The organism is Microbulbifer sp. THAF38 (genome assembly GCF_009363535.1).
Taxonomy (GTDB): domain Bacteria; phylum Pseudomonadota; class Gammaproteobacteria; order Pseudomonadales; family Cellvibrionaceae; genus Microbulbifer.
Map to the genome: position 1 here is coordinate 3,637,166 of NZ_CP045369.1, position 18,069 is coordinate 3,655,234.

Consider the following 18,069-nt stretch of genomic DNA (forward strand, 5'->3'; position numbering starts at 1 on the left):
TTTTTGTTGCCGATTTGAAGCTATGGAAAAGTTAGATTGGCAATGATCATCCTTTAAAGAAAACTAGGGAAACCGCCCCAATAAAAACACTCTGCCTCGTTAAAATTCTGCACTCGCACGCAGATACCAGAAGCCTCCGTTAAAACCAAACGGTGAAGTCAGAGCATGGCGTATGCCCAAGGATTGCATAGCTTCGTTTCTCTCACTATCCGGCTGTATATCGAAGATGTTTTCACCACCTATAGCTAATTTATAATTCTCATAGAGGGTAAAGGTTGCCTCTAAATCCACCAAAACTTCACTACCATAGCTATAGGTATCCGAAGCATCAGTTGGCCCAAACAAACCAGCGGTAGACTCCCAATCACCATAACGATTCAAACGCAAATAACCGCTGAATATAGCGCCAGTATCAATATCAAAAGTCAGTGTAGTGCGGTCACTGGGAACCTGATTTTCCAGATCGAAAACTCTGGAGGCATTAATAGTATTAGCAGCGACATTACTGACTTCCTGCTTATTGTGATTGTGACGTAAATCCACAACCAGTAAATTGCCTGCCAGCTCAAAGTCACTGGTAATGGCAATATCAATACCGGAAACTTCTGAGTCATATGCATTAGCAAAATAGTTAGCATTGCTGTCATTCAATAACGCAGCATCCTCCACCCCGGCATTCTGCAGCAACTCGATTTCTTCTGTACCGATTTTGTTATTTCGCAGTGCAAGGCGATCTTCGATATCAATATTGTAGTAATCAAGGGTGACGCTGGTATTGCTAAATGGCGAAAACACAGCCCCCAAAGTAAAACTGGTTGACTCCTCGGGGGTTAATTCCTTAGCCCCCAGAGCCATCGCTATCGGATGGTCCACCGGGTAGGTACCACTCGGAATTAAGTTACCGCTGGAGTCCGCCGTAGTGGTGACATTGAGGGTGTTCATCTGACCTGGCGTTGGCGCTCGGAAGCCAGTGTTCACAGTGCCACGCAGAGCCAAGTACTCATTAAGATCGTAGCGGGCTGAAAGCTTCCAATCGGAAGTAGAACCGAACTCATCATATTCCTCTAAGCGTAACGCCACTCCAAGCGTTAATGCATCGGTTACATCCGCTTCTAGATCGATATAAGCGGCAATACTCTCACTGCTATAACTACCTATAGCTTCTGAGGGGAAACCTTGGAACCCATCCGAGCCCACGCCAAAATACATCGCAGTGGGGCCTACTTCTGTAGATGCGCCATCACCGCCACCGATTGAATAAGTTTCTTCTCGCCATTCAGCACCAAAAGCGATATTCAATGGCGAAGCGAAGGCGGCGATATCGATGGGTTTCACAAAATCTGCATTGAGGCTGGACTCTTCCTGGGTGAGAGTACCAGGTTTAAAGCTAGTGGGTGACAATAACCCAAGGCTGGGGTTAATAGAGTCTTTTAAAACATATTCTACTTCGTTCTCTGCAACCCGAGCGCGCAGATCCCAGGTTAAACCATTCTGAAATTCTCCACGAGCACCCACAACAGCGGAAATATCATGAATTTCTGCCCCAAATTGCGGGTTGTAGCCACCGGGGAATTGGGTATAGATTGGGTTACGCAATACAAAGCCACTGGGACTGGAATCATCCGCTACTAGATAATCGGACGGATTTAAGCCTTGACCGACGATATAATCAATCAGTGACTGTGGTGCTGGATCTGGAATATAGTCGATACTTTCTGGATTACTGGGGTCATTGGGCATATCAACCTGCAAAGTACCCCGTGCGGTGAACTCGTATTCAGGATCTAATACAGGGCCACGATAAAAGAAGTCAGAAATAGTTTCATTCGTGGAATAACCGAAGTTTCCGTACAGTTCCACATCGTCGTTGATATCCAAACCGCTGTTGACAAAGAATTTTAAAGCCTCCACATCTGGGTCACCCCAGCGTTGGCCAAGGCCATCTAATGGCACCAGATTTTCACCAACTACAGAGCCCACAAACGCTGCATCTGGACGAGCAACACTTCGCCAGGTTTTATCTGCCTTTGAATATTCCACCGTGGCATTGACAAAGCCCCGATCAAAAAGGCTAAAACCTGCATTGGCGGCAAAAGAATTGCGGGTCCCATCTCCCTCAAAGTATTCGCCGGTCTGAGCGGACAGCCCAAAACCCTCGGCATCATCCTTTAGGATGATATTAACCACACCAGCGATAGCATCAGAGCCGTACTGGGCCGAAGCACCATCTCGCAGTACTTCCACCCGTTCGATAGCCATGGATGGCAGTGTGGAAAAGTCCACCGCCTGGGCCCCCTGGTTTACAGTGCCCAGAGGAGCGAGCTGCAAGTTCACCAGAGCAGAACGGTGCCGGCGAGTGCCATTGACCAATACCAAAGTCTGATCTGGGGATAAATTGCGCAGAGTCACCGGACGGATAAAAGCGGTACCATCGGCGATAGGAAAACGCTGGGTATTAAAGGAGGGAGCAATTTTTGCCAGGGATTCGGTGAGATCGAAGCCTGCTTGATCTACTAGCTCCTCCCCTCCCACAACATCGACCGGGGAAAGCGTTTCTGTTGGGGAAACCCCTTCCTTTCGAGTACCGGTAGTAATCACCTCTTCCATTGTACGATCATCGGTAGTCGAGGCTTTTTCACCTCGATCCTGAGCAAAGGTACTTGGAGCCGTTAGTGCGACAGCGATTGCCAACGATAATGGTTTTAGCAAATGGGTTTGCATATTGCCCGTCCTCTCTTCTCATTATTGATATGGACAGCACACCACCTGACACCCCAAGAAGTGATGCACAGTAATTTTCACACGCAAGTAAAATAATCGAGCGCTCTTTCTTATTAGGGAATAAGTCAGCTCGCCCCAATGATTAAAATTTTGGCCTCAACGCAAAAGCTTCTCAGCTGTTGGCATTTCCCCTCAGCTGATTAGACAACAGTTACTCAAGAAACCAAAACCCATGGCGTTTAAATTTATTTAAAACAATAGCTGACACACCCAGCTAGCAGTCATTACTGCCAGGTATGCCATTTCTCAGACTATAAGTAAAATCAAGAATGGAATTAAAGTGCCCAGGGTGAGGTTTACCCCGGGCGCTCGTTGATTATTGTGGGGTATAGGTGACATCCAACTCAAAACTAGAAGTCTGCCGGCTGTATCCGCGGACCATGATATAAGCCTCGCTATCACCAGTTGGCACTTGTAACGTGCAATTTTCAGCAGAACCATTGTCGTAGGGCCGACAGTCATAGTAACGCCAGGTTGGAGCAGCCCCAAATCGCACATATAAATCTGCGTCATATGTACCGGTCATATCCGCCACAAAGCTGGTGCCGGGTGTTACGCTAAACGGCCCGTAATGCTCTTCACCTCCTCTCGATACGCTACCGGAGAAACTTTCAGTTTGCTCCTGGCCGGGATCGGGATCTGGGTCTGGATCAGGGCCGGGATCATCACCAATCGCTCCCTTGGCTAACTCTGCCACATAAGCTGCCGCCAGCTTGCCAAACTTCACGGCATGGTTGGCATCGCCGCCGCTATTGGCCAGGGTGTCGTTGATAGTATGGATGTAGGGATTAGAACCATTAAAACTGGCCTCAAAAGGGAAGGAAGCCGCAAAGCCCTGGTCATGCCATGAGGCATGATCGGAACAGGCATAGCCACAAGTAGTCGTGCCAACACTGAGGTTACCCTGGTAAGTCTGCACCAGATCTTTCAGGAAAGCATTCTGTGAACTGTTTGTGTAATCACCAATAATATAGATGTCACTATTGGAGCCGTAATAGTTGGTCATATCTAACTGCATAACGCCAACCACATTTTTATTCTGGCTCTTATAGTCCGAAGCAATATCATCAGAGCCACGCAGGCCGACTTCTTCGGCCGCATACCCCATAAATGCCAGGGTTTTCGCCGGTTTATAGCCTGTTGCCACAATGGCATTCACCACATCGGTCAGGGTCGCGATACCCGAAGCATCATCATCAGCACCCGGCGCCCTGGTGCCCTCTCCTGTACTCCAGCCAACGGTGGAATCCAGGTGTGCTCCCAGCACCACGATTTCGTCGGGGTTTGTTTGCCCCTGAATCGTGAGAATAACGGAAGGCTGTGCCCAGCTATGGCTATAGAGCTGCACCGAAGCATCGCTGCGAGAGCTCGTCAAGGCCTGCCATTTGTCCCGGATCCACTCAGCCGCATCGACTCCTGTAGAAGTGGTGTAATAGCGATTGGTAAAGTTGGAAAGGCTGGTAATTGTCGTGCGAATATTTGCTTCAGAGATTTCTGCCTGCAGGGCATTCACAACATCCGCATTATCAATGGTGTAGCTGACAATACTCGACACAGTATTAGCCAGTGGGGAAAGCTGCGCATTTTGCGCCTCCTCTAAAGAATCATGCACCATAAAGCCACCACAACGATTGTGACTGTTATGCATTATTGTAGAAATATCGGATAAATTATCTTCATTTACCTTCAGTATGGTTATACCATTGCGCTCTCCTTGTGCATCTAGAGCCTCTTTAGCCATTAACGCACTGTTTTTTTTCAAGGATTGATAACCATCGCTGCCGATCGTTATCCATAACTCCTGCGCCAAGGTTGTAACGGGCACAACCAGCAACCCTAGTAGCGATGTACAAATCATTTTTTTCATTATCTTCTCCACATTGATTGATTCTCCCTGCGCAAGCCGGCAATTCCCCAAGAAATACAGGAAGACATCAAAGACTCATGCAAAATCCTTGCACAAACTGCAAGATTAAATACCGGCAATATTTAAAAAACCCACAAAAACTGACTTTAAAGACGCAACCTGACTCAAGAGGATATACTGCAAGACATATGGATTTATTTTTATTATTTAAATTTTGGAAAGCGCAGTGATTAACAGATATAAAAACTCAAAAAAAATCAAAAAACCAGTACCAACCAACGAATGGTACTTGAACAATTTAGCACCATTCCCAAAAAAACAAATAATAATTTTTAAGACTTAAGAGAACTTAAAAAACACTGGATAGGCAAGTATTGCTATTGGAAATATATAAAGAGAAAATCTAAGAAAAATGAAATCCAATAAGGAGATATTAGGAAAGACTCTCCCTTGACAGCCATAATAAATATAGTTAGATTAGTAAACCTTGTTTATCCTCCTGAGTACCCCCCTTTACCTTTGCATAAAAAGCGATCACCGCATAATTTGTTCTGTTCTCAGTTGTAGATACTCACAGTGTTGTTACGCCATGCCGATGAGATCTAGGTGCCGAACGACCATTAAGCGAATTAATGACTCCAACTGATGCAGATTGGCCTCTTATTGGTTTTCTTCAGCTCGCAGTCAGGTTGATTCCTGTAAACTGCCCTTTTCTCCCAATCACAGGAAGTAGCAGTGAAGCTAAGATTTGGAACCCTCTCTCTAATCACCTTTATCCTCTTGAGCGCTGGATGCGCCACCATGAGTGAAGATGAGTGTCATGTAGCTGACTGGCAGGCACTAGGTTATGAAGATGGGGCCGAAGGAAGAGCACTCAGTCACATGGGTAAGCGGCGGGAATCTTGCGCTAAGTATGGTGTTCAGCTCAATACCAGCACCTACCGTATTGGTCGGGATGAGGGCCTGGAGCTATTTTGCACAGAACTGCGCGGCTTTTCTGAGGGGCGCTCAGGGGAAAACTACGCCGGCGTCTGCCCAGCAGGCCTGGAAGGACTCTTCTTAAAGGGTTATGAAACCGGCCGGGACCTTTTTGTTGCCAAAAGTGCAGTAGAGGAAATAGAGGCAGCTATCCACGATCGGGAGCTTGAGCGCGAGCATCTATTAGATGATCTGACTGAATTAGGTACCCTGCTGGTGGGAGATGAGGCTACACGAGATGAGCGAGTTTCAATGCTAGCCGACATTGCGCGCTTTAAAGTACGCCACACGGAATTAGGACTGGAGATTGACGACCTGAGGTTCGAGCTGGCGCAAAGGCGTATGGAATACCAAAATTTGCTAGCTAGATCCCCCTACCCTCAATAAAAAACTGCATTTAACTGGGCAGAATAATCTGGCATCCAATTACATTGCGAATATTTCCTGGCCACCTGTAATAGATGCCAAGCAAGTATCATAGGGTTTTGAGTGCGCGATTTACTCTCTTTTCCTCTTCTACAAATTTTGGATGTGTAGCCTTACATAATTTATTTACGAATTTACTACGCTAGTAAGAGTACTTTTGTACATCACAAGTTAATACCGGCTCCTAGCGACGACAAGCTATCGATGGGTAATTGTCTTCAATTGCCCAGACTCGCTATACAAAAATTACTATAGAAAAGTTACCTAAAAAACCCTCTTCCGATTTAATCCTTGATCTTTCCTCGCATAGCTTTTACTTGCGAGCGGCGACTTTTGCTTTGCAGACGCCGCTCCTTTGCTCCCCGGCTGGGTTTCGTTGCTATGCGCGGCTTATGCACCCTAGATGCCTGTTCAATCAACTGTTGCAGGCGCTCCAGGGCATCCGTTCGATTCTTCTCTTGGGTGCGAAAACGCTGCGCCTTAATAATCACAATGCCATCGGCAGAAACTCTTTGGTCCCGCAACTGTAATAGCCGGGATTTTATTTCCTCTGGAAGTGAGGATTTTTTGATGTCAAAGCGCAAGTGAATCGCACTGGAGACCTTATTTACATTCTGGCCTCCCGCCCCCTGAGCACGGACAGCACTGATCTGCACATCAGCCGGATCGACCTTTAACCGGGCATTTAACATATTTTCAGATCCAAGATTGAGTCCATATCTACCAGGGAGAATACCCATATTTTACCGGAACTCCCGATTCATTGGGGAGAAATACCTTGCGGTACTCGGGTACCTGTCACTCAGGTGAAAACACTTGCCCTTCCTCAAAATAAATCGCACCATGCAGCGAGCGATTAAAAAGCTGTAGCGCATTTACCTAAAAACAATCATTCAGTACTATTGCGCCACTTTGTAGCGTGCCTCAAGGCCACCTCATGAAAGAGGTGACCAAGCAGCCAGCCACTTAACCCGTGACTTATTTTATTGTTCGGGTCAATCCGCTAGTATTGCCGAGCTTCCTTGAGGTACAGGAACAAAAAACAATAAAAGATGCACGCCCAGTTGTTTCCTCTGGATTCCTCCCGATGTTTCCGCGGGTGTGCGATTACCGCGACTAGGAGAAAACCATGCCCAACGCCAAGCGCAGCCTTGCGGCGGCTATTGCACTTGCATCCCTCACCAGCGTTTCTGCAATTGCAGAAGAATCAGCCTTCAGCCAGGTTATTGCTTTTGGTGACAGCCTCACTGACGTAGGCAACTACGATGTATTCACTAATGGTGGCGATGCGAACGATATCGCTATTAATATCCTGTCTCAGAATTTGGGGCTGAGCTCTTTAGCAGCATCCTGTGCTGGTATGCAATCCTCTCTTTGCCTTCCCAGTATTGACCCTGCACTGATGACTGACCCCGCCGAGCTTGAAGCAGATGTTTCTCTACAGGTTTTGAGTGGAACCAGCAACGCGGGAAGCGTATGGGCCGTTGGTGGCCATAAGGCTGCAGATGTACTGATGAATATTATCGGTACCGAGAGCTACATGACTTACCTTCAGGCAAATGGCTTGGACGCTGATGTCAATCGACATAATCTTCTCAGTGCCTTTATGCCGAAGGCAGGTACTGATGGCAGCCCAATCTATCCAGACCAACAATTAGCTGGTCTGCTAAAGCAGAAGCTCACTGAAGCTGGAACCTATGCGGCTATGGCAAAAGCTGCATTCGCACAAGGTGATTTGGCCGCCGCTGCCGGATATCAACAACAAGCAGAAGATGCCAAAGTTGAGGCTGATCAAGCTCTGCAGGAGTTAGGCACTTTTGGTAACCCTCACCCACTGGGTAAAGGTTACTTAGAAACTAGGATTAGCGCAGATACAAACGCCCTTTACTGGGTAAATGGTGGTGGCAACGATCTGCTCACAGGCTTCAAGAAAGTCTCTTCTGGTGATATGACCATGGAAGAGGCCACTGCAGAAATTGGCGTCGCCTCTGCAATGATGGCAACGGCAGCTAGCGCACTCTCTGGTGCCGGTGCCAACTATATATTGGTATCTAATGTTCCAGATATCAGCAAAACTCCAGCTATATATGCAGGCGTTTATGAGAAAGTTAACGCTGAGTTGACTCAAGCAGTTGCTGCGGGCCAAATGACCCAAGAGCAAGCTGATGCAGCTTTGCCTGCCGCTATTGATGAAGTGCTTATAGAGGCCAGCAAAGCCTCTGAAGCCTTTAACGCCAGCCTGCTAGCCCAAGCTAAAGATATCGACGGCGTGCTGATGGTGGACCAGGCTGGCCTGCTTAAAGTCGCTCTGAACAACGCCGGTCAACTGGGCCTGTCTGCCGAATTCGATCAAAGCCAATTCTGCTATGACGGCAGTGGCGGTGAATGCATCGAGCATCCTGTCTACGGTATTAGCCAGGACACTGCCGACGCTTCCAAGCTGATCTTCAACGATACCGTACACCCCACCCAGGTTGGCCAGCAGGTTCTCGCCGACTACTACACCGCTATTGTGAATGCCGCCCAAGTGGCCGGCCAGCTTCCGGACATTGGCGCCCAAGCTGCCCGCACTCATATCAACACGTTGGATGAAAATCTGGTTGGTGTCCGCTACAGCCAGGCTCAAACTGCGGTCTTCGCTGGCAGCGTTTTCGGTGATATTGACTACGACAACAGCTTTGCTGCGGATATGAGCGGCGATAGCAATGCCAATCTGATCGGTATGACCTACGCCCTGCGTAACAACCTGGAGCTGGGCTTCGCGGTTAGCCGCTCCGACATCGATGTGGATAATGCCCGTTCCGATATCGAGTCCACATCCACCAACTACAGCCTGTTTGGCCGCTTCCATCACGATGTCTTCTTCGTGGAAGGTAGCATGACTCTGACCGATGTAGACTTTGACCAAGCAAACCGCGCTCTGACCCTCGGCAACAGTTTTGCTTCCGAGCTGGAAGGGGATACCACCGGTGAGAACACTACTCTGAGCCTGACTGTTGGTGCCAACCTGTTCAGTGAATCCAGCTACCAGCTTGGTCCCTTCATTGGAGTCACCCGAGCTACCATGGAAGTTGACGGTTATACCGAGAAGGCTATTGAAGGCTTTACTTACACCGATACCCAAAGCAATGAGTACGACCCTCTGGGTATGAACTATGGCGACCAGGAGCGCGACTACAATACACTCCGCTTTGGTGCCTTCGCCAATAAGAGTTGGAACACCGTCAATGCTTACGCTCAGATTTGGTATGAAGATACCAACGGAACTGATGAGGACACCCTTGAGGTTGGCGTTAAGTCCATGGCAGGTAACATGAATGCTATGCCTAGCTACTCCAGCGTCGATCAGGGCCTCTTCGATGACGGCATGGGCCTCATCGCCGGTATTCGCTGGCAAGCGGCTGATTCTCTCGCTCTGAGTGCCAATGTGACCTCACGCCCAGCGGCTGAGCAAGCATCTGTCAATGTGACCTACCGCTTCTAATCCGGCTAGTGCTTCACAGCGTGCCCCCGCAAGGGGGCACAACTTTCTAGATACCCGTCCCTGCCCCTTCCCAGTACCCTCGCCAAACATAGCTTCCATAGGCAAAATAAACGCCTTAGGATCTCTCTGCACGACCAAATTCATGTTCCAACTAAATACGCCTAATTTAATACTGCGTGAACTCCGTGAGTCCGATGCTGAATTTATCCTTCAACTTCTGAATGATGCCGATTTTTTACGAAATATCGACGATCGAAGAGTCCGCAACCTGAAGCAAGCACGCCAATATATCCAAAGTGGCCCTATGGCGATGTATCAAGAGCATCAATTCGGCCTCTATAAAGTCTCACTTCCAGACGGCACCGGAGTTGGCACCTGTGGACTGATCAAACGGGAAGGACTCGAAGACGTGGATATTGGCTTTGCTTTTCTGCCGGAGTATCGGGGAAGGGGTTATGCACAGGAAGCCGCCCAAGCGATTATAGATTATGCCCGCGAGCAACTGGCACTGAAACGCATCGTAGCTATAGCGCGCCCCGATAATACTGCCTCTGTGAAACTTCTGGAAAAAATAGGCTTAAAAGCGGAGGGAAGAATTACTTTGCCTGGCGAAACCATTGAGTTGCTATTGATGACCTGGGAGGCATGAGATATCAGTAATTCGCAAAACCTATAAAAAATCTTTTTTATAGATTCGAGGGTAATTGAAACCATCCACCACACTAACAACAGTAAGCGCTAGTATTATTCGCCACCATACTGGTTAATTAGCAATGCTAAATACCTTATAAAATCTATGGTTTCTCATTGACAGAGGATGGGGCTGGACTAGTCTCCAACTGACTAACCAAGAGAAGACAGCCATGATTATCGCGACAGATATGCCTGAAGTGAGCAGATGTGCCGCAACTCAATGCGCATACAATGCCAACGACGCCTGCCATGCCAGAGCTATTACTATTGGTGAAGGCGCGGACCCGGATTGTGACACTTTCTTCACTAATTCCAGACACACCCGTAGTTCCCGCACCGCCGGTGTTGGCGCCTGCAAGATGGAAGACTGCAAGTTTAATGATGACTTCGAGTGCTCCGCAGATCGCATAGAGGTCGGACGCAATGGCAACTCAACAAATTGCCTGAGCTACACCCACTGAGCTGACTACTTTAAATAGTAAGCCCTAATAAAAAAGCCCGATAGCAGCTTGCTATCGGGCTTTTTTATTTAGAAATTAAGCCGCCTTAATCCACCGCCTGCAAATCCGGCTGAGTTTTTTGTGGAGTTAAAGTATCTCGAGATTCCCAAACTACCCCCTGGGTATCAGCATGTTGCTTAAACAACGGCTGATAATAGGATTCCAGTACTTTTCGCTTAATTTTAAGTGTCGGAGTCAGGAACTCATTGAGAGGGGTCCATTCCTCTTTACAGATAAAGATTGCACGAATTCGCTCATGGTGTGGTAGGCGTTCATTCACTGATTCGAGCACACGCCGAAGCTGTTCATTGACGTCAGCTCTCGGCAGCTTTTCCGCAGACTCTGACAGGGTTGCCAACATCACCGGTTGATCCATACCATGCCCCAACACACAAAGTTGTGCCAGAAGGGTTTCATTACCAAAATGTCCCTCCAACAAGCTGGGCTGGATAAACTTGCCTTTACTGGTTTTAAAGGTTTCTGAGATGCGACCGGTAATATGAAGCAGCCCCTTCTCATCGATAAAACCTGAATCCCCTGTGTGGTAATAACCATCACGAATAGCTTCAGCGGTTTTCTCCGGCTCTAAATAGTAGCCTTTCATCAGAGAGCCACTCTTGAAAAGAATTTCACCCTCATCAGAAATTTTTACCTCGCAACCGTGATATGGCTTGCCTACAGTGCCCGGTACCGGATCCTCACCTGGCATAACAAAGCAGCCATAGATAAAGTTCTCTGTCATCCCGTAGCCATCGGCTATCTGCATACCCATGCGCTCATACCAGCGCAGCAACTCGATAGAAATTGGCGAGGCCCCACTTACCAGCATTCGCGCTTGATCCAATCCGAGCCCGGCACGCACCTTATTTTTCAACCAGCTATTCAAGCCAGGGATGCGCAGTAATACGTTTTGCAGCGCAGGCGGAATCTTCTCATCGATTCCCTCCTTAAACTTGGTCCACAGCCTAGGAACCGAGAAGAACATAGTCGGCTTGGTACGCTGCAAGTCTTCCAGGAAGGTATCCAAGGATTCGGGAAAGTGGACTGGCGTACCCGAGTAGAGACAGTGGAATTCCACCAAAATTCGCTCGGCGGCATGGGCCAAGGGTAAATAGGAGAGCACACGGTCGCTCTCATTGAAGCCATAACCGCGGATCATATTAGGCACAACAAACACCACAGATGACCAGGTGTGCATCACACCCTTGGGGTTACCGGTAGTGCCAGAGGTGTACATGATAGTGAAGAGGTCATCCTCAGCAAAAACAGGACTCTCTTCATAACGCTCATTAGAAGCAATAACAGCTTCGAGTTCTTCATTACAATGTATTTCACAGCGCTGTATTGCCACAGAAGGTAGGGTGTCCGCAACCTCCTGTAGGGCGGCGTTGTTATCGGTCGCCCCACAAAATAGCAATTTCGATTCGGAGTGCTGCAAAACATAAGACATAGAGGAGGCGGATTGCCCCGGATACAAGGGCACGCTGACCATACCGGCGAGCATGATACCCACATCGACAATAATCCAGTCGGCACAGTTCTTACCGTGAATAGCAATGCGATCACCGGGTTCGAAACGGCTGCGCAGGTAGCCGGCGATACGCCTGGCCCTATCCATTACTTCACGCCAAGTATAGTCCTGCCACTGACGACGCTGCATCTGTCGAAGAAATACCGTCTCTGGCTCTTCTGCCTCTCTCTTATAGAGAAGCTCTAAAGGCTGCAGGCCCTTAACCTTCTCGTATCGCTCTTCCGGGGTCATCGCTTTCTCTCTCATTATTGTGTTTATAGTGGTTTGATACTGACCAGCACTGCAGGAACCTGTACTCAGGTACTCGCAACAGCTTAATACCAGATAACCGGCTCATTAGACCGCAAAAATGAATCACCTTTTTAGTGCGCTCTGACCAGCCCCTTTCTTTGAGTGAGAACTGCTACAGAAATGAGGGCCAATCCCGGCTTATCGTAATTATTTGGCCTAAAGTTACTGAATATGTCCTTCCAGTGCAATTCCCAGACGCCAAAGTAAGGTATACCACCCACACAAGAGTGTAGACTATATAGTCTAATCGCTGGGAAGGTTATATTGGTCCGCCTTTTTAAAAGATTAGGTAAAAAAGTATCTACAAATCCTTGATTTAAAGGTATACGCAAAATAAGAGTGAGCTTAGGGTTCTGCTATCTACCTCTGCCCTAAAAAGTGAAGTGTTTTATCCATATACACTCGCTCTAAATAAAAAATTACCTCAATACTGCCTAAACATTTCAACAAGCCTCTATCCGCAAACCCAGTGTATCGTTCCAGATTAGGGCAAAGCCTTTTCTCAGCCTTTAACTGAACCTAAAGATTTATACTTAAAAAAATAGTAAAAAATGCGGAAAACCAATTAACCTGCATGGTTGCTTGAGATAGGGGTACGGCTTAAAAAGATGGGCGAATGCCTCCAACACGCATCACCAGCACTGCGGATCTTTACCTTTTTCCACTGAAAATAAATAGGGTATCGCGAGTGAATAATTCCACAACAATCAAAAAAATTTTTTTGAGCTGGAAGTAACTGCCGAAGCCTTCAATATATTGAAAAAATATATACGGCGGAATTGAAAAGATAAAAGTGAGGGGAAACTAAATTAGATATATAAAATTATTAAAAAGGGGAAGCGCACTGCGGTCCCCCTTAATTCAACTTTAACTCACCTTCTCTCCGTGAGCCTGCTTATCCGCATGGTAAGAGGAACGCACCAGCGGGCCGCAAGCGGCGTGCTTAAAGCCGATTTGCTCGGCGTAGCGGCGGTATTCATCAAACTCATCGGGGTGAACATAGCGCTGCACAGGCAAATGTTCCTTACTCGGCTGTAGATACTGGCCAATGGTGAGCATATCAATATCGTGCTCGCGCATATCGTCCATTACCTGGAAAATTTCTTCCTTCTCCTCACCCAAGCCCACCATCAAACCAGATTTGGTCAGTACATCCGGGCGACGTTTTTTGTATTCCTGTAGCAGTTTTAGAGACCACTTGTAATTGGCACCTGGGCGGGACTCGCGGTACAAGCGTGGCACAGTTTCCAAATTATGGTTGAATACATCCGGTGCCTGCTTTTCAAGGATATCCAGAGCGATATCCATTCGTCCGCGGAAATCCGGGGTGAGGATTTCCACTTGTAAGTTCGGGGAGAGATCCCGTGCTTCGCGAATACACTCGGCAAAATGCTGGGCTCCGCCATCACGCAGGTCATCTCGATCTACCGAAGTAATGACCACATAGCGCAGACTCATCGCGGCAATGGCTTCCGCCAGATTCTTAGGCTCTTCCGGGTCCAGAGGGTTGGGCTTACCGTGGCCAACATCGCAGAAGGGGCAGCGGCGGGTGCAGATTTCCCCCATGATCATAAAGGTGGCGGTACCGCCACTAAAGCACTCGCCCAAGTTCGGACAACTGGCTTCTTCACATACCGTCGAGAGCTTTTGAGAGCGCAGAATACTCTTGATACGATCCACTTCTTTAGAGGCAGGCACTTTTACCCGGATCCAATCTGGTTTACGCAGCACAGTATCACTGGCAATGACCTTGACCGGAATACGCTCTACTTTATCGCCATCACGCAGTTTTTCCCCCTGCTGGAGGCGGCGGGTGCGCTTTACCGGCACCAGATCGGGTTTATCAGCCATTACTCAATTCCTGCTGTTCCGCGCTCAGTTGCGCCAATACGTTTTCTTCTAACGGCTGCCACTCCGCTGGGGGCAGCTCCAAAGTGCACAGTAACTCACGCACAAAATTCTCAGCTACCTGTTTCCAGGTAGGGACCTGCGGCAACAACTCGGCCATTTGCACCATTTGCATGCCGGCATAACCACAGGGGTTGATTCGAAGGAAAGGGGCCAGGTCCATATCGATATTGATGGCAATACCATGGAAACTACAGCCACGGCGTACACGCAGCCCTATGGAGGCAATTTTGTTGCCACTGCGCGGCCCTTCTAGCAGATAAACCCCTGGCGCATCAGCGCGGGGGGCGGCCGCAATCCCAAAGGTGGCCAGCATCGCTACGGTGGCCTTTTCCAGGGCAGTCACCAAATCGCGTACGCCAATTTTGGCGCGGCGCAAATCCAACAGTGGGTAGACAACCAGCTGACCGGGGCCGTGATAGGTCACCTGGCCACCGCGGTCTACCTGTACCACCGGAATATCGCCGGTATTTAACAGGTGCTCCGCCTTGCCGGCCTGCCCCTGGGTAAATACCGGTTGATGCTCCACACACCAAATTTCATCCGCGCTGTTTTCATCGCGAAGGTCGGTATATCGAGACATGGCGCGCCAGACAGTCTCGTAATCCCGCCGGCCAAGGTTGCGAACAATGGCCATCAAAGCACCATATGTACCGCAGGATGCACTTTCAGCTCTTCAAAGAGGGCTTTGAGCTGATCCTCACCGGTAGCGAGGATAAAGAAAGTCATAGAAGTAAACTTCCCCGTGCTGCTATCACGTAGGGTAATGCGCTCTTCATCAAGGCCTGGGGCATGGCGGCGCATGACTTCCAGCACGAACTGGTGCGCTTCTTCATTAGCGTCACGCACTACTTTGACCATGTAGTCTTCGCAAGGGAATTCTATCTTCGGGGGATTCTGATTGGGATCTTGACTCATACCACTCTCCGGGACCGGCCTATAGACATAGAGAAAAGCTTAGGTGCAGCCGGGCGGCGATTATACAGCGAGCGCAGAGCAGTGGACAGGGAATGGCGGAGGAACTGGTCAGAGATGCGGGCGAGCCGGCCAGGGAGGCAATCTTGCCACCCCTAGCCAGTCAATTGAGCAAATTTAATTGAAAAAGCCCATGACAAAGCGCTTGATGGAGTCCCATATACGCTTAAAGAAACCGGCGCGATCAACCTCTTCCGCAGCGACTGCTTTCACATCGGCAACCGTCTCGCCATCGAGAGTCACAACGACCTTACCAACTGGCTGGCCTTTCTCGACCGGAGCTTCCAGCTCACCGTCTACGATCAGATCCGCCTTGATACCCTCTTCACCACCGCGGGGGATAGTGACAAAGATATCCTTCTCAACCGCGATGCCGACGCTGGGCTCTTTACCGCCCCAGACACGCTCGCTCTGCAACACTTCACCCTGACCATATACCTTATGAGTCTGGTAGTAGCGGAAGCCGTAGGCCAGCAACTTCTGAGTTTCGGAGGCGCGCTTTTCATCGCTATCGGTGCCTACCACAATGGCAATCAGGCGCATGCCACGTTTCATTGCAGAGGCTACCAGGCAATAGCCGGCCTCTTCGGTATGGCCAGTTTTGATACCGTCCACGGCGGAATCACGCCACAGAAGACGATTGCGGTTGGGCTGGTTGATACCGGAGTAGCTGAAATACTTCTCAGAGTAGATATCGTAGTGCTCGGGGTGGTTGGTGATCAGAGCACGCGCCAAAATACTCAAATCGCGGGCAGTAGTCATATGCCCTTCTGCCGGCCAACCGGTGGCATTGACGAAGTTCGTATTTTCCATACCCAGAAGCTCAGCCTGCTGGTTCATCACCTCGGCGAAAACTTCTTCACTTCCAGAGACATGCTCAGCGAGGGCGATACTGGCGTCGTTGCCGGACTGGATAATCACGCCACGCATCAGGTCCATTACCGGAACCTGATCACCGACCTTAACGAACATCTTCGAGCCGCCCTTGCGCCAGGCTTTCTCAGAGATACGCACCTTGTCGTCTTCTTTGATACTGCCTTTGATCATCTCCTCCGAGACAATATAGGCCGTCATCATTTTGGTCAGACTGGCGGGTGGGACCTCTTTATCAGCCTCGTGTTCTACCAACACCTGGCCGGTATTGGCATCCACAAGCAGGTATGAGGTGGCTGCCAGCTGAGGCGGAGCCGGAATGAGTGATTGCGCCTGGGCCAGGCCCGCACAAAGCAACAAAAAAGAGCAGGCGATAATCCGTGTGATCATAGGTGAGAGTCTCATTAATCCTCGTGTTCGTTGGCTGGCTGTTAACCCATTACTTATTTTAAGCGATTAATTCACGGTAAAGGTTTGTCACCAAATGCCGCGAGCCAGTAATACATACAAAATACAAGAAAACTCGCGCCAATGCGCAGTATTTTGTGAACGGCCATTCCTGTGACCGTTGATTTCAGTAGTGGTCACTTACCACCGGGTAAAGGCCCTGCACTACATCTACAATTTAAGACTGGTTGCATAAGGCCTTTCAATAACCTGTAATAACTTCCGACAGCCTGTATAACATGTATAAATAGTACATCTCTACAAGCTTGAATATTCACCGCTCAGCCCGCTCGTTTTTGGAGCAAGACCTTACTCATACACTATCTGGGGGTCTCCCAGTTGATTCTCCTGCACCGCTTCCCGGGCATTGGCTAGGGCTCGCTGCTGGGAAATCGGCCCTATACGCACCCGGTAAAACTGCTTGCCACTGCGCTCAACCGGACTGACAGAAACAGGATAGTCAATTGCTGCCGCCAAGCGAGCTCGAACTTTCTCAGCTTGGGCTGGGTTACTGTAAGCCCCCACCTGCAGGAAAGTATTTTCCGGCAGTCGGATGCTTGCGTCCTGCGGCAGGCCTCCATTTACATCGCCGGCCAAAAGAGTTTCAGTGACGGGCGGCAGAGTGTTGGGGTCCAGCGCCTCAACTTCGACACGGGCAACGCCCTTATTCACATAGCCCAACTTCTGAGCGGCGGTATAGCTCAAGTCAATAATTCGACCGTGGACAAAGGGGCCGCGGTCATTGATTCGCACAATAATACTGCGCCCATTATCCAGGTTGGTCACCTTGGCGTAACTGGGTAAGGGTAGAGTTTTGTGAGCCGCGGACATGGCGTACATATTATATATTTCGCCATTGGCAGTGCGCCGACCATGAAACTTGGTGCCGTACCAGGAAGCCTTGCCACGCTCTTTATAGCCTTTGACCGCATTACGCACGTGATAGGTAACACCGTTGACCTTGTAGGGGGTTTTATTCCCGGCCGGTCCAATTGGCTCACGCACTGGTGTGGGTTCCGGTGTGGCAAGCATATTCACCGGTTTAGCCGGGCCGCTATCTTTGACCTTGTCAAAGTCTCGTTCGCCCTGTTTGGCTGGTTTGATTTGCGGGCCGCCACAAGCGACCAAAAACAAAGCGGCGAGTAAAAAGACTCGCCGTATATTGCGCTGAAACATAATCCCCCCGGCGCGCGGCAGCTTCAGGCTGCCGTCTCCCAGCCGCTGTTATCTATGACTGCTCAGTGAAACAGAAAAATTTCGATTACGACTACCGCCATTAGTTCCCCAATTCTGGCAAATTTTCTCGGGGATTATT

General features: G+C 49.1%; 13 protein-coding genes. 4 read left to right on the plus strand and 9 right to left on the minus strand.

Going from position 1 to position 18,069, the window contains the following annotated elements; translation table 11 throughout:
- Positions 1–99: 99 nt before the first annotated feature.
- Positions 100–2,721: a TonB-dependent siderophore receptor gene (locus FIU95_RS15750; RefSeq protein ID WP_152454670.1), complete on the minus strand. Its 2,622-nt coding sequence runs from the start codon at positions 2,719–2,721 to the stop codon at positions 100–102.
- A 376-nt stretch (positions 2,722–3,097) separates the two neighbouring features.
- Positions 3,098–4,648, minus strand: a complete 1,551-nt coding sequence (locus FIU95_RS15755; protein WP_152454671.1) for a M20/M25/M40 family metallo-hydrolase — start codon at positions 4,646–4,648, stop codon at positions 3,098–3,100.
- Between the two features lie 735 nt (positions 4,649–5,383).
- On the opposite strand from FIU95_RS15755, the gene FIU95_RS15760 reads away from it, so the two are divergent.
- The gene (locus FIU95_RS15760) at positions 5,384–6,013 is read left to right on the plus strand and encodes a DUF2799 domain-containing protein (RefSeq protein WP_152454672.1); all 630 of its coding nucleotides are present in this window, start codon (positions 5,384–5,386) and stop codon (positions 6,011–6,013) included.
- Positions 6,014–6,336: 323 nt separating this feature from the next.
- Here the strand turns inward: FIU95_RS15760 and arfB are convergent, their stop codons facing one another.
- Complete coding sequence (gene arfB / locus FIU95_RS15765) at positions 6,337–6,744, minus strand: alternative ribosome rescue aminoacyl-tRNA hydrolase ArfB (RefSeq protein ID WP_152454673.1); 408 nt, start codon at positions 6,742–6,744, stop codon at positions 6,337–6,339.
- A gap of 437 nt (positions 6,745–7,181) precedes the next feature.
- On the opposite strand from arfB, the gene FIU95_RS15770 reads away from it, so the two are divergent.
- From FIU95_RS15770 to FIU95_RS15780, 3 genes are all read left to right on the plus strand, one after another.
- Positions 7,182–9,536: an autotransporter domain-containing protein gene (locus FIU95_RS15770; RefSeq protein WP_152454674.1), complete on the plus strand. Its 2,355-nt coding sequence runs from the start codon at positions 7,182–7,184 to the stop codon at positions 9,534–9,536.
- A 142-nt stretch (positions 9,537–9,678) separates the two neighbouring features.
- Positions 9,679–10,185, plus strand: a complete 507-nt coding sequence (locus FIU95_RS15775; protein ID WP_152454675.1) for a GNAT family N-acetyltransferase — start codon at positions 9,679–9,681, stop codon at positions 10,183–10,185.
- 214 nt (positions 10,186–10,399) lie between these two features.
- Positions 10,400–10,690, plus strand: coding sequence for a DUF1540 domain-containing protein (locus FIU95_RS15780; RefSeq protein ID WP_152454676.1), 291 nt, complete (start codon positions 10,400–10,402; stop codon positions 10,688–10,690).
- 85 nt (positions 10,691–10,775) lie between these two features.
- On the opposite strand, the gene FIU95_RS15785 is transcribed toward FIU95_RS15780, so the two are convergent.
- The 6 genes from FIU95_RS15785 to FIU95_RS21635 form a co-directional block, all read right to left on the minus strand.
- Positions 10,776–12,491, minus strand: a complete 1,716-nt coding sequence (locus FIU95_RS15785) for an AMP-binding protein (RefSeq protein ID WP_172975428.1) — start codon at positions 12,489–12,491, stop codon at positions 10,776–10,778.
- 927 nt (positions 12,492–13,418) lie between these two features.
- On the minus strand, positions 13,419–14,402 hold the full coding sequence (gene lipA, locus FIU95_RS15790; protein WP_152454678.1) for a lipoyl synthase: 984 nt from the start codon (positions 14,400–14,402) through the stop codon (positions 13,419–13,421).
- On the minus strand, positions 14,395–15,096 hold the full coding sequence (gene lipB / locus FIU95_RS15795) for a lipoyl(octanoyl) transferase LipB (protein ID WP_152454679.1): 702 nt from the start codon (positions 15,094–15,096) through the stop codon (positions 14,395–14,397). Before lipB ends, lipA begins: the two co-directional genes overlap by 8 nt.
- Positions 15,096–15,377 (minus strand): YbeD family protein, encoded by a 282-nt coding sequence (locus FIU95_RS15800; protein WP_152454680.1) that lies wholly within the window; start codon positions 15,375–15,377, stop codon positions 15,096–15,098. Before FIU95_RS15800 ends, lipB begins: the two co-directional genes overlap by 1 nt.
- A gap of 174 nt (positions 15,378–15,551) precedes the next feature.
- A complete protein-coding gene (locus FIU95_RS15805) occupies positions 15,552–16,697 on the minus strand; it encodes a D-alanyl-D-alanine carboxypeptidase family protein (protein ID WP_152456418.1) in 1,146 nt (381 codons plus the stop codon).
- 366 nt (positions 16,698–17,063) lie between these two features.
- Entirely contained in the window at positions 17,064–17,930 is an 867-nt protein-coding gene (locus tag FIU95_RS21635; protein WP_152454681.1) for a septal ring lytic transglycosylase RlpA family protein, read from the minus strand.
- Between the last annotated feature and the right edge of the window lie 139 nt (positions 17,931–18,069).